This is a genomic window from Paenibacillus sp. FSL R5-0923 (genome assembly GCF_038009145.1).
Taxonomy (GTDB): domain Bacteria; phylum Bacillota; class Bacilli; order Paenibacillales; family Paenibacillaceae; genus Paenibacillus_AQ.
The window spans coordinates 933,681-947,628 of sequence record NZ_JBBPAT010000001.1; the positions used below are offsets into that span (position 1 = coordinate 933,681).

General features: G+C 43.1%; 10 protein-coding genes. 5 read left to right on the forward strand and 5 right to left on the reverse strand.

Annotated elements, in window-relative coordinates:
• The first annotated feature begins 68 nt into the window (after nt 1-68).
• Together MKX35_RS04175 and MKX35_RS04180 are read left to right on the forward strand one after the other, a co-directional pair.
• The gene (locus MKX35_RS04175) at nt 69-350 is read left to right on the forward strand and encodes a LemA family protein (RefSeq protein WP_179086623.1); all 282 of its coding nucleotides are present in this window, start codon (nt 69-71) and stop codon (nt 348-350) included.
• A gap of 55 nt (nt 351-405) precedes the next feature.
• The gene (locus MKX35_RS04180) at nt 406-1,044 is read left to right on the forward strand and encodes a response regulator (RefSeq protein WP_076298030.1); all 639 of its coding nucleotides are present in this window, start codon (nt 406-408) and stop codon (nt 1,042-1,044) included.
• A gap of 102 nt (nt 1,045-1,146) precedes the next feature.
• Here the strand turns inward: MKX35_RS04180 and MKX35_RS04185 are convergent, their stop codons facing one another.
• A complete protein-coding gene (locus MKX35_RS04185) occupies nt 1,147-3,006 on the reverse strand; it encodes a patatin-like phospholipase family protein (RefSeq protein WP_081382676.1) in 1,860 nt (619 codons plus the stop codon).
• Between the two features lie 203 nt (nt 3,007-3,209).
• Here MKX35_RS04185 and MKX35_RS04190 point away from each other — a divergent pair, with 203 nt between their 5' ends.
• A complete protein-coding gene (locus MKX35_RS04190) occupies nt 3,210-8,288 on the forward strand; it encodes an AAA family ATPase (protein WP_076298029.1) in 5,079 nt (1,692 codons plus the stop codon).
• Nucleotides 8,285-8,938 (forward strand): response regulator, encoded by a 654-nt coding sequence (locus MKX35_RS04195; RefSeq protein WP_076298028.1) that lies wholly within the window; start codon nt 8,285-8,287, stop codon nt 8,936-8,938. Before MKX35_RS04190 ends, MKX35_RS04195 begins: the two co-directional genes overlap by 4 nt.
• A gap of 12 nt (nt 8,939-8,950) precedes the next feature.
• On the opposite strand, the gene MKX35_RS04200 is transcribed toward MKX35_RS04195, so the two are convergent.
• The gene (locus MKX35_RS04200) at nt 8,951-9,361 is read right to left on the reverse strand and encodes a DUF2752 domain-containing protein (protein WP_076284961.1); all 411 of its coding nucleotides are present in this window, start codon (nt 9,359-9,361) and stop codon (nt 8,951-8,953) included.
• On the reverse strand, nt 9,342-9,680 hold the full coding sequence (locus MKX35_RS04205; RefSeq protein ID WP_052404459.1) for a DUF4234 domain-containing protein: 339 nt from the start codon (nt 9,678-9,680) through the stop codon (nt 9,342-9,344). The genes MKX35_RS04200 and MKX35_RS04205 overlap by 20 nt, the downstream gene beginning before the upstream one ends.
• Before the next feature lie 219 nt (nt 9,681-9,899).
• On the opposite strand from MKX35_RS04205, the gene MKX35_RS04210 reads away from it, so the two are divergent.
• Entirely contained in the window at nt 9,900-10,241 is a 342-nt protein-coding gene (locus MKX35_RS04210; RefSeq protein ID WP_042131582.1) for a zinc ribbon domain-containing protein YjdM, read from the forward strand.
• Between the two features lie 73 nt (nt 10,242-10,314).
• On the opposite strand, the gene MKX35_RS04215 is transcribed toward MKX35_RS04210, so the two are convergent.
• Nucleotides 10,315-11,970 carry a histidine kinase N-terminal 7TM domain-containing diguanylate cyclase gene (locus MKX35_RS04215; RefSeq protein WP_081382695.1) on the reverse strand — a complete coding sequence of 552 codons (1,656 nt, stop codon included), beginning with the start codon at nt 11,968-11,970 and terminating at the stop codon, nt 10,315-10,317.
• 48 nt (nt 11,971-12,018) lie between these two features.
• Nucleotides 12,019-13,740, reverse strand: a complete 1,722-nt coding sequence (locus MKX35_RS04220; protein ID WP_052404458.1) for a putative bifunctional diguanylate cyclase/phosphodiesterase — start codon at nt 13,738-13,740, stop codon at nt 12,019-12,021.
• Between the last annotated feature and the right edge of the window lie 208 nt (nt 13,741-13,948).

Here is a 13,948-nt window from a genome sequence, read left to right on the forward strand (position 1 = left end):
TAACCAGACAAGTCTATTAATTATAATGAATCAGATGGTTCAACTCTTCCAGCGTACGAATGTTCAGCATGAGTAATCGTGTGAGAGAATTTTTTGCTAATGTTCAGGCAGACTATTATCCAGAGCTTAAGGCCAGCGATCCATATATCAAATTGCAACAAAGGATTAATATTTTAGAGGAAAATCTATCTGCTAGTAGACGTATCTATAACGAAAATGTGACAAGCTGTAATTCGATGATAAGTACTTTTCCTAATTTTTTATTTGCAGGGGCTATTGGATTTAAGTCGGAATTCCTGCTCAAGATGGAAGGGGCCAAACGGGCAGAAATTAATTGGACGGTAACCTAAGTGGACTTGATATAGAGAATTAAGATTGTCATGAGATTTAGAGGGAGGCGTTTCTATGAAAATCGTTATTGTGGATGATCATCCTTTAGTTAGAAGAGGGCTGGCATCTGTCATTTCAATGCAGCCAGGTGTGCAATTCGCTGGTGAAGCTACGAATGGTCAAGAAGCATTTGAAGTGATTGAAGCGACAAAGCCAGATATTGTTCTCATTGATCTTAAGCTTGTTGATGAATCGGGCTTGGATATCATTAAGACAGCACGTGCTCGCGGCATGGTTAGTAAGTTCATTCTGTTGACTTCCTCTGCGAGCAGAGAGGATTTTTTGAGGGCTGAAGAAGTACTAGTAGATGGATATGTCCTAAAAGAGGCACTGCCGGAGGAGTTACTCTTTGCTATCCAGTTGGTGCATAAAGGGAGAAAGTACTATGATCCTGGTCTAATGGAAGAAAAGATGCGTATTAGCGGTAGCAGTCCGACGGATGAATTAACACCGAAAGAGAAGGAAGTACTGATTGAACTTGGACAAGGTGCTTGTAACAGAACGATTGCTACACGTCTATATATCAGTGAATTTACGGTGAAGAAGCATGTCAGCCAGATTTTAGCGAAGCTGCAGGTTAATGATCGGACACAGGCAGCATTGTACGCAAACGCGATAGGGCTAACGAAATATGAAATGTGTTATGAGTTATGAGTAGAAATATAACATTAGCATTAAATACGAGGAGGTGTCTCAGTAGCAGTTCATAGCTCTTGGGACACCTCCTGAATTTTTCTTTTTTTGTATGCAATGTATTTAGGAAGCGGCTATTTTTTGGCGGATTTGGGCAATCGCTTCTCTTGTTACCACTTCTCCGGCGGCTATGTAGTCGTCCGCATCCTTAAAGCTGATTTGATTGAAGCCAAGATCGGGACGCAAGATTACATCCGCTAATTGCAGCTCTTCCTTTATCAACTTTGCGCTCATGATGTCAATCGTATTCATTAAGGAATCTATTAGATGTCTGGCTGCTCCCTTCGTGAAGGATTCAGGGCAAACGTTAACTGCTATCACAATATCAGCTCCCATGCTCCTTACTAGCGCAGCTGGCACAGGATGAACAATGGCTCCATCGGCTAAGTGCTTTCCTTGATAGTTAACAGGTCGCATGGCTACGGGAACGGCTGTACTTGCGGCAATGGCATGTGCAAGCGAACCCGTCCTCATGATATGAGCCTCACCGGTGGAGACGTCTGAGGCTATCGCGCCAAAGGGTATCGGCAGCTCCTCAATTAGACGCTTACCGACATGCTTTTCGATAAAGCTGATAATGGGCGCGTTATGAACAAGGGACCGCATAGGGAAGGTTGGACGCACCAGTTGTCCCCAACTGATCGTAGAAAGAACCTTCATACATTCTTTTACAGACATTCCGGCTGCATAGGCTCCTCCGACCATAGATCCGACGCTTGTTCCTGCGATCATGTCTATGGGAATGCCCTCCTGCTCCAGAATGTTTAACACCCCAAGGTGAGCCATGCCTCTGGCTGCACCGCTTCCTAACGCCAGACCAATAACGGGGCGGTCTCCTACTTTACGGACTCGGCCGAAGCGGAGATGGTGACTGTAGATCATACGTCCTTCGCTCCGAATATAGGCTTCCCTCACGATATTTCTTAATTCCTCTACATTATTGTCGAGGTAAGGGAACAGGGACAGCATGCTCAGGGCATCTTGAGAGAGGATTTCTTGCGCATTGCCCGCTCCTTCTTTCTCTAGAAAGTATTGCGCAAGCAGCGGTATATCTTCAGTTCGCTCACGAAGAGGAGGCACAGGCAAGACCGCTAAGTGGGAAACAATCTTCAAGGGACAAGTGCTAGTCAGGATGATTCGAATCTGTGCAGCTGCCTCCAGCAGCTGTAGTAGCTTCTCAGAAGGACAGCATTCTGCTTCCTCGATGACAATGGTTCCTCCTTTTGCCGCAATAACCTTGGTCTCCCAATCAACGAGGCTCATGTCTGCTACATTTAACACCAGTAGCGGGTATTGTCCGTTCGTTGCTCGGTAATGAAGTGCTCTTGCTGCATTTACCTTCCCTGTACCGGATTCACCTATCACGACAACATGGACCCGCTCCGTCGACAGATGTTCAATCGACCTGAGAAGTGTGCGCATTTCGGCGCTTTCTCCGATCAGTTCACCATAACGCTCTTGTTCCTCGGATTCATGAAGCTTCATGATGATCTGACTTTTCGAGTGCTCTTCCAGTACACGTTCGTTGGAATTTTGGATTCTCTTGATCATGGATTGGATGATCTGGCTCCGGAACTCGCGATTTTTGTCCATCAACAGCAGCATGCCACTTCTGGATACGGATATTACATGAACGTTATCGATCGCTTCTACATGTGCACTGATGGGGTCTCCGGTAAGACAGGACATTTCCCCGAAGAACTGGCCTTTCGAGAGTATAGCCAATTCTACCTTTATTTCCGTACTAATAAATACTTGTACCTGACCGGATACCAAAATATAAACCCGCTGGCTGACCTCGCCCTTTTGCATGATAAGCTTGCCGGGTTCATAATGCTCTTCTTGCATTTCTGGAGCTAACTGCTGTAATTCTTCAACGGACAGGTGCTCAAGCATAGGGTAGTCTATGTAGGAAAGATGCAATTTGAATCCTCCTTATGTGGAGATGATTGAGTATTTTTTCCTATATTATCACAATGCAATTTTATAGATGTCATATGACAAAATAGATGACAAAGTTAATTACAACATAGGATTCTATGGCGAGATCAGATGATATAATGAGTATAATTGCTTTGCGAGATTGCTTATTCTGTCTACCTAATTGTAACTAGGGAGTGCTGTTCATGTTTGAGTTGCAAGGATACCAAACTTTAGATCTGATAGAGACTACCTCAGATATCAGGCTGTACAGACTCCTACGTCAAGAAGATGGCCTTAGGGTTATTGCCAAGACAACTACAGGCGAGTACCCGGGATCTACTATGGTTGATGCTTTTCGTCATGAGTATGACATGCTTAAGCGACTTAGCGGTCGTGGAGCAATCGAGGCATATAGCCTGGAAATCACGCCGGATCGGCCAGTCCTTCTCCTAAAAGATATAGAGGGGAGTACGCTGGATCAGATACTGCGTACACCTGATTCACTGGAGCTTCCAGTGCTGCTTCGGATCGCCATCGCTGTTGCTGATTGCCTTATGCAAATTCATCGTGAAAAAATAACACTAAATGAACTGACCCCCGCTCATCTAATCGTCAATCCAATTACTTTTGAAGTGAAATTTATTGATATACGAATGTGCTCCGCTGAAAATGATACCAGTCCATTGTCACCTTTAAGCGGGCGGCCGGATGCCTTGCTTCCTTATATATCGCCAGAGCAAACGGGTCGAACTGGGTTGAACCCGGACTATCGTTCTGACTTTTATTCGCTTGGAGTCATTATGTATGAATGTCTCTCAGGCAGTCGCCCCTTTGAGCTTCATGATGTTGTTGATATTGTATATCGTCATCTTGCAGATACACCTGAGCCTTTACATCGCAGGTTTCCCGCTATCCCTCTATCTGTCTCTGACATTGTTGCTAAATGCATGGAGAAAATGCCTGATGCGAGATATGCCAGCGCCTTTGGAATCAAGTCGGATCTTGAGGAATGTCTATCTCACCTACAACAATACGGGTACATCGAGCCCTTCCTATTAGGAAGCTGGGATATTCCGGAACGCTGGATGGTATCGGAACGATTCTACGGAAGACATTTTGAGAAACTAAGCTTACGAGAAGCACTGAAACGAGCATCACAAGGTGCTGTAAAGACGGTCTGGCTTAGTGGTGAGAGTGGTATCGGCAAAACAACCTTTTTAAAAGAAACGCTTAGAAATTCGATTTCTTTGGATGGTTTTTTCGCCAGAGGCAAATTCGAATCTCTACATACCTCACTCCCTTATGGCATCTGGCATCAAGTTATAGAAGAATTGGTCAGTCAACTGCTGATGGAAACGAAGCTGCAGGTGGAGGTTTGGAAGCTGCGTATTTTACAGGCAGTGGACAGTTACGGGCAATTATTGATCGAACTTGTCCCTAAGCTTGAGCTCTTGATTGGCCCCCAACCTTCCGTGCCTCCGTTGCCGCCGCTGGAAGCTCAGCATCGATTTCAATTAATTATGAGCCGATTTATTCAACTCTTTCCCCATGAAGATCATCCTTTGATCTTGATATTGGATAATCTGCAATGGGCGGATGAAACATCGCTGCAATATCTCACTTCACTTATAGAGGACACGGCCACGAGTCATCTGCTAATCGTTCTTTCCTATCGTGATCGGGAAATCACGAGGCTGCACCCACTCAGTAGGCTGGAAAAGCATTTGATAGACCGTAACGTAGTGATGAGTAGAATATCTCTACAAGCGCTTGAACTCACCGATTTAAAACAACTGCTACTGGATGTTATGCGTTACGAGGCTGCTGACTTGGAGGAGTTAGCGCAGGTACTTCTGCATAAGACAGATGGGAATCCACTATTTATTAAGCAATTCCTTCAGGATTTGATTGATGATCAGCGAGTAGAATTTGACGAGGATCTTCGAAGCTGGAAATGGGACCTCCAGCGCATTACTGAATTGAATGTTCCTGATAATGCAGCAGCCTATCTTTCAAGTAAGTTACAGCAATTTCCTGATCAGACGGTGTATGCACTTAGTAGAGCTGCATTACTGGGCAGCATATTTGATGTGGGTACGCTTGCCGAAATTACGGAGATTCCGGTAGAGACATTGACCGAAGCGTTGGAAGTCGCTGTAAATGGACGTGTGCTACAACCTGTTAACGGGGAGGAATATACGCATTTTAAATTCCAGCACAACCGCATTCATCGGGCGGCTTATGCTCTTGTTCCCGAAGAGGTGCGTCCAGAGCTACATTGGAGGATTGGCATGCTATTGCTAGGCCGCAGCTCTCTTAGTGAAGGAACGATTCTATTTGAAGCGGTCCATCATTTCAATCAGGCGCTTACATGGATAGATCGCCCCGAACAGAGGCTTCAACTGGTAGAGCTGAACTTACAGGCAGGGATAAAAGCGAAGCAAACGACTGCACATGAGACAGCCTTACAATATATGCTTCAGGCAACAGCGATACTAGAGGAGCAGAGCTGGGAGGAGCATTATGGGCTAACCTTCCGGGTATTTCGTGAGAGGGCCGAGCTCGAATACTTATGTTCACATTTTGATAAGGCTAATGAATTATTTCATCTGTTAATCCATAAAGCTGCGACAAATACGGATAAGGCTTACATCTACGCGATGAAGGTTCAATTGGAAGCAAGTAATGATAACCATGAAGAGGTTATCTCCTTAGGTCGGCATACATTATCGCTATTGAAAGTGAGCCATCAATTTGATCCTAGCTATGTTCAATTGACGCTTCAATGGTTAAGATTGCGGCGCAGACTACAGAAGGTTTCACTCGAATCGCTTAATCTTTTACCGCCGATGACCGACGAGGCTCGTAGAGTCGCAATGACCACTTTAGATCATACGAGCAATGCCTGCTTCTATGTCAACCGAGATGGGTGGCTCGCTTCTTCCTTCACCATGATTGAATTGACGCTCGATTATGGGATGACTCCGGAGGCTTCCATTGGATTCATAGGCTATGCAATGTTTCAATACTATTACTTCCGTAATGATGAAGAAACATTTAAATGGGCCATGCTGGCGTGCAGCTTATCGGAACCCTATCCGAAAGTGCATATGACAACCCTAGCTGCGTTCGCAATGTGCTACGATAGCTGGCGGCATTATGATCCAACTATGCTCCGTATGTTTACCGAGAAAGCAGGTAAAGTGGGACTGGAATCAGGTGACTTATGGAAAGGCAACCAGAGTGTGCTAATCAACTGTGCCTCCCTTTTGCAATTTGGTCATCCGTTAGGTGATATCTATGATCGGTTAATTGCTCATTCCGGTGATTTGCTGCGCCATAACAACAGTCTTCACTGTAAGCAGGCTATCATAGCTGCAGCTACTCTAGTTCGATTGACAGGTTATCGCTCACTAGATGATCCATTTAACATCGCAGAGATTAGCGAACCTGATTTTGCACAGTCGGTTCATGGAGATACCTTTAATTTTATACAAGAAATGGTCTGGATACACCGATATTTGACAGGTTATGTATTTGGGGAGTACCGCGAAGCCAGTGAGGCATTAGCGAAATCAGCTGCCATTATAAAATCACGTGAAGATGGCTTAGACAGTCCTATGCAGACCGTGTATGAATGTTTAGTCTGGGCTCAGTTGTATGAGGAATATAACGCTGAAGAGCAACGTGTATACCGGGTAAAAATGCACAGTCGGCTGAAGAAAATGAAAAAGTTTGCTAAGCGTTGCCCGGAAAATTATGAGCATAAATATTTGTTGATGAAGGCTGAGCTGACTCGCCTATCGCGAGATCCACGACAAGCTGAAGCCTTGTATGAGCAGTCTATTGAGACTGCTCGTATCAACGGCCATATTCACGATTTAGCGATGGCGGCGGAATGCTACGGCAAATATGGACTTCGTCATGGCAAATTACATCTAGCAAGAATCTATATGACTGAGGCCTACGAGGCTTATCTGCAATGGGGCGCAAAGGCTAAAGCGGCTGACCTTGAGCAGCAGCATAGCCATTTGCTGCATATTAAACGGGAGCCCGGGCTCGATCGAGTCGATTCCCTTTCTGTAGTTATGTCTGCTCAAGCTTTATCGGGCGAGATGGAGATGAGTCGATTATTGGCCACGCTGATGCGGATCATGCTCCACAATGCTGGGGCCGAATATGGGGCAGTTATTTTTGATCATGATGGCAAATGGATGGTTGAAGCTTATGGTACCTCAGAAGCTCAGCATATCGAATCTGTTCCTCTCGGGGAAGAGTCAGATCTTGTTCCGGCAGCGATTATAGCCTATGCAGCAAGAACACAGGAGCAGGTTGTATTACATGATGCGCTCAGTGAGGGGATATTTACGCGTAACGTTTACGTTAGGAAGAATAGACTGAAATCGGTTCTTTGTCTTCCTATCATGAATCAGAATAAATTGGTTTGCTTGCTCTATTTGGAGAATAACCTATCCCCGGGTGTATTTACGCCAAGTAGACTCGATGTGCTCAAGCTGCTTGGTTCACAATGCGCAATCTCAATCGCTAACGCCAAGCTGTATTCGGGAATCCAATATCTTAAAAAAAATCTAGAGGACCAAGTTGTAGAAAGAACTCGTAGTCTGGAGCGTTCGATGCGAGAAACATCTGCGGCTTTAGCCGAAGCTACCGTCTTTGAGGAACGCAATCGTATTGCCCAAGAGATTCATGATATTGTTGGGCATACACTTACATCGACGATTCTGCAGATTGAAGCTGGCAAGCGGCTGCTTCAGAAAAAAGATATAGATAGTGGTTTTCAGCGATTGGTTGAGGCACAGGATCTTGTTCGGCATAGCTTGAATGAAATCCGCGGCTCAGTCCATATGCTGAAGGAGGATAAGTATTCGGACCTCACGGTCATGTTGAAGCAACTGATACGCGATACTGAACGTAATGCGGGCGTTGTCGTCCATGCCATTATTTATGATCTGCCGGAGGCCATGTCAACAGCCTATAAAAAGGCCATCTATCATGCTTTGCAGGAGGGCCTAACGAACGGAATCAGACACGGTAAGAGTACGGAGTTTCATTTTAGTCTGGAGTCTGTCGGAGCAAATTTACAGTTTAGGCTCAAAGATCGTGGGTCAGGAGATAGTCATATAGTGATGGGTTTTGGACTTAGGACGATGAAAGAACGGGTGGAGCAACTGGGAGGTAGCTTATCCATTGATTCAGAAATGAATGAGGGATGTCTACTGGAAATCGATCTGCCAATGCGAAGGGTTGGGAATAGAAAATGAGTAAGATAAAGATTGTAATTGCCGATGATCAATTGTTGACGCGTGAAGGACTTCGTACCATTCTGGATCTGGAGGATGATATGGAGGTGGTCGGCGCTGCCAAGAACGGGGAAGAGGCCTGCGAGATGGTGGAAGCATTCCAACCCGATCTGGTACTGCTTGATGTCCAAATGCCGATCATGAATGGGATCAGTGCACTAAAACGGATCAAGCAGATTCGTCCGGATATATTCATTCTGATTTTAACCACTTTTATAGAGACCGATTATATTGTTGAGGGTATGGCATTTGGAGCAAACGGCTATATGCTGAAGGATATGGATGCTGATAAAATGATTTCTTCGATCCGTGATACGATATCCGGGCAATTTATTCTGCCAGCTCCGGTAGCAGCCAAATTGGCGACCAGGATGAATAGATTGACGGAGGAGTACGAACATTGGCAAAGATCCAATGTAGATCGTATGAGTCTGACAGAACGGGAAGAGGAGCTGGCGCAGCTCATTATCCGGGGACTTAACAATCGCGAAATTGCCGATACACTGCATATTGCGGAGGGGACAGCCCGTAACTATATTAGTAATCTTTATAGCAAATTAGAGGTGGTTGACCGGGCTCAAGCGATTGTGCGACTTCAAGCTATTATGTAACCATAGTTGATGCTAACGAATTACTGTAGGGGCCAAGTAATCAAACATTGGAAAATTTCTCAGTACTCCAAATGTAACGGTTAGGATCAACATCACAGCCATAATTCCATGGCTAAGTGGTTGGATACGTTTCTTTTCAGTAATTAAGTACAACATATACAGAGGCGCTAGAATAAATAGCAACGGGTTAAATCTAAACGCCTGAACGAAGTCGAACTTTAACAAGGATAGAATAACTCTTGTGACTCCACATCCCGGACAATAAAATCCAGTCCATTCATGAAATAGACAAGGTATACCTAGATTGGTTAAAGGCATCCATACAGTGAAATACAGTAAGCCAAGGAGACTTAAGGACACACTCCAAAATAGTTTAGGGTGTGTCCTTCTATGAATCGTAAAATTATACCAATTTGTTAACATCAGATTGCACCAAAGCGTATGTGACAATACCAAAACTAAAGATTGTGAGGATCACGTACAGAGCTGAATTATCGGATACGAGATAGCCGCGTTGTCTTTGAGCTTCTGCAACATGTTTACCGATCTGGTAGGCCCAAACCAGGCTCCATATCCCGCAAGTAATCAATGTTAGAAGAAAATGCTTTCCTCCTGTGAATGTGTAGTCTCCACTTAGCTTTCCAACGTCATTCGTTAGAACAATAAACCAAAATATTCCGTATATTCCACATGTAATTAATGACAGTATAATGGAAAATGCGACACTCCTTTGACTAATCATTGTTCACTCTCCTATGTATTTATATGAAAATTTTACATTATTATCATAGACAATTGTGAAAATATATACAAGATAATATTTAGTAGTTTGTTTTTTTAAGAAACGTGGAACAAGCTTACTATCTGGATATAGTGGATTCCTTCATGAATATGAAATATACTTTTAAAGATTAGCCGCAAGACAGCTAGAATTTGAACTACGATTGGAGAAAATGAAACAATGTCTAATTTACCGAACTGCCCGAAATGTAATTCTGAGTACACTTATGAAGATGGAAGTCTACTAGTCTGCCCGGAATGTGCACACGAGTGGACATTAGAATCAGAGTCTGAGAATAGTGAAGATCAAAAGGTTATCAAAGATGCCAATGGCAATGTATTAAACGACGGCGACTCAGTAACTGTAATCAAAGACCTTAAGGTAAAAGGAAGCTCATCTGTTCTGAAGATAGGTACCAAAGTCAAAAACATCCGTTTAGTGGACGGAGATCATGATATTGATTGCAAAATTGATGGGTTTGGGGCTATGAAATTAAAATCCGAATTTGTTAAAAAGATATAAAAGAAAGAATCAGCTTACCTTCGATAGAAGTAGGGCTGATTCTTTCTTTTTTTAGGTAATATTTAAAGGCGTGTCATCTTATGATTTCAACAATTTGGTTTCGTCCTGCATTTTTGGCTTGATATAAAGCTTTGTCCACAGATTCGAATAAATCATTTAGTTGATTGGTCGGGCTTTCTGCATACTGCTCTGCAAAATTATTAATGGACAGTAGTCCCATGCTTACAGTGATGGATACAGAATGAGCAACCTCATCCACATGTACTTTATTGGCCTCTATCATGAATTTGATATGCTCTGCCCAGAGGTTTGCTTGTGTGTGGTTCGTATTTGGTAAATAGACGATAAACTCTTCCCCGCCATAGCGTGCCAGAATATCCGTCTCCCTTAGCGATTGCTTAATGACCTCTACCGTGCTGCAAATTACAACATCGCCCACTAAATGGCCGTAATTGTCATTCACCGTTTTGAAAAAGTCGATATCCAGTAGAATGATGGCAAAAGGCTGCTTCAATATCATATTTTCTATAATCTCTTGTTCTAAGTACTGTGTTAAGTAATGACGGTTATAACAACCTGTTAAGCTGTCGGTTATGGCCATCTGCTTGAGTTTTTGGTTGGTCTGAGAAAGCTCATTCTGGATTTCAATTAATGCCAGATTACGCTCTTGCAGGATCTCGTTCTGCTGATTAGTCTCAGCAATGAGGCGATGCAGCTCGCTTCTATCCTGAAAGGTGAGAATCCGTCCAACCATGATCTCGCCTACGACAATGGGTTCCGCTGTAATATTGATGTATGCTTGGAGTGAGGTGTAGAATACTTCAACTTCGGTTCTCTCCATGGGCTGTTTAAGATATGTATGTTGAAACAATCGGAAAGCGCTGGCAGTCTGCTCCAGGGGGGTTAGCGCCGATAAGTCGAAGCGATCACCGATCTGTAGGTTGATTTTTGGCAAAAGCGATCGATTGATCTCTACCACAGTCTCGTTATCATCCAGTACAAGAATACCTAGTGTGAGTGTGTCAATGATATCCTGATGAGCGATGGTTACGAGATCAAATATTTTATCGCGATGGATGGCAATGACGAAAAAGATGGCAGAGATTAGTATCCCCAGAGAGGTCATCCCCGGAATCACCGGCTGAGATTTAAACAGTACCACATTAAGAAAGACATCCAGTAATACAAATACAGTCAGCACCAGCACACCTTTGAGTACATGAGTAACCTGTTTTTTGATCCGCTGTGTGGCGTTCGATATAAGCGCTGAATAGATGATATACAGAGAAATAATAATAGTGCAGATCAAGAAGAGAATAAACAGCCAAAAAAGCGGACCATAAGATCTTTCAACATATCCACCATGCATTGGCAGTACAAAGCTTTGCTTTGGATTGACGATCACTCCAATTAAGATCAATGCTGCGACAATGTATAGGATCAGCGTTTTCTTTTTTCGGAGGAGATATGATTTTCCAGTGAGAAATATCGTAAAAAGAAGCCATCCAATCGTTAACAGTATCGAGTCAATAAAAGCGAGCTTCACATAAAACAATTGAACATCGGGATCCGCTGTAGTTTTGAGAGCAAATTGACAGAAGGGCCATAACATCATCGTGAAATGGAAAGTCAAGTAAACCTTATGTAAGTTAGTGATTGTTACAGTAACAAATATGTAGATGAATAGAACGAAAAGAACGAAGAATAATGATAAGTCAATCCATGTCATGACATTCAATTCGGTAACACCTTCTTATATAAAAAAATAGGTTCATCTTTATTCATTTAAGCTCGAAACCTTCTCCCACTCGGTTAGCAGCTCTTTTACGCTCTGTGCGGACTGTGGCTTACTGAACAAGTAACCTTGAATTTTATCGCAGCCTTGCTCCTGTAGGTAATCGAGTTGTACAGTTCGCTCCACACCTTCTGCAATAACACACATATTCATGCGTTTACCAATCATAATAATTTGTTCGACAAGAACGGCTTGATGTGTCCCTGTTCGAATGGAATCAATGAAGGACTTGTCTATTTTTAAAGTCGAGATCGGCATATGAGTAAGATAGCTTAAGGAGGAATAACCGGTACCAAAGTCATCCAAGGCAATTTTGATGTTGTGAGCTCTGAGTTCAGTCAGTTTACTGCTCACATATTCGTAAGATTCAACCAGAACACTCTCTGTAATCTCTAGCTCTAAGTATTCAGGATCTAGTCCGGAGGCTTGCAAGGTGTCTAGAACTAACTCATTGAAGTCGCTTTGCAGTAGCTGAAGCATTGAAATATTAACAGACATCGTCAGATGTGATAATCCTTGCTCATGAAGACTTTTTAAAAAGGCACAGGCTGTTCTGAGCACCCACGCCCCGAGAGGAATAATGAGGTGGGAATCTTCTGCTATTTTGATAAACTTATCCGGAGGGACCATGCCTAGTATGGGGTTGTTCCAGCGCATAAGAGCCTCTAGTCCCGTCACTCTGTTCTGAGTCAGATCAATCTGGGGTTGATAGAATACCTCTAGCTCATTTTTCTCTAAAGCATTATACAACTGCTTCTCAATGTTCATTCGCTCAGTAAAGGTATCATTGAGCGGTTGATCAAAGACAATAATTTGACCCTTGCCAGCGTCTTTGGCTTTATACATAGCGATGTCTGCGCATTTAAGGAGTTCCATAATATTACTTCCATGTTCGGGGTGAGCACTGATTCCGATGCTTAGGCTAACATGTAGCAGACTGTCATCCATCTCAATCGCATCTTTAAAACCGGCAATAATGTGAGAGGCTACACTAGTTATACACTGACTGTTCTCAATAGAATATAAAAGAACGATGAACTCATCCCCGGCGAAACGATACACTTCCCCACTACTCCCAACCAGGGACACCAATCTCTCACTAACCTTAACAATTAGCCGGTCACCAAATTCATGGCCCATCGTATCATTTACATATTTGAAGTAATCAATGTCGATGAACATTAAGGCTGCAATGTTATTCAGTTCCAAAATGTGAGGCCCATTCTCATAAAAAGCTAATTTGTTGGGCAAGCCGGTTAATAGATCATGATACGCCAGGTAATGCATCCTTTCTTCATTCATGGCTAGCTTCTCTTGATTCTCAATGAGCTGATCATATTGCTGTCTGAGTTCTTCTTCCGTAGCTGTGATTTCCTCATAGGCGGCCTCTAGATTTTCGTGGGCGCTCACCCTATCCCTATAGGCAAGATCCAGTTTCTTCTCGATCCTTTTAATCCGTTTCAGAGTACCTAGAATTAATGCAAAGATAAGCAAAGCTGTTATGAGGATAAAGAACCAGCCTTTAATTATATTAATAAGTCTTATCCACTCCGGATCTCGTGTAAAAGTGGAAACGGCCTTATCTGTTAAAGGGATCCATAAGCACCCAACAATAAAATATATTACGGCGATTTTTAAGGAGCCCCGCACAGGATTGAAGGTTTGTTTGGATATGGAATTTTTGTGTTTATTTCTTTGAAGCATATGTCCCTCCTATATCAAGCATGAGATGCATGAGAGCTACTTGTTTTAGATCATTTCAACATATTTCATCAAAATCCTCTATTTGTCAGTGATGTTCTGCAAATTTTAAAAATGAGTTTTTGGACAAGTTAGAGCTAGGCATTAATGCCTAGCTCTGCTTGAACGTAAATTGTGTTATAATCAAACAAACAACTCGAAGAGAAAATTA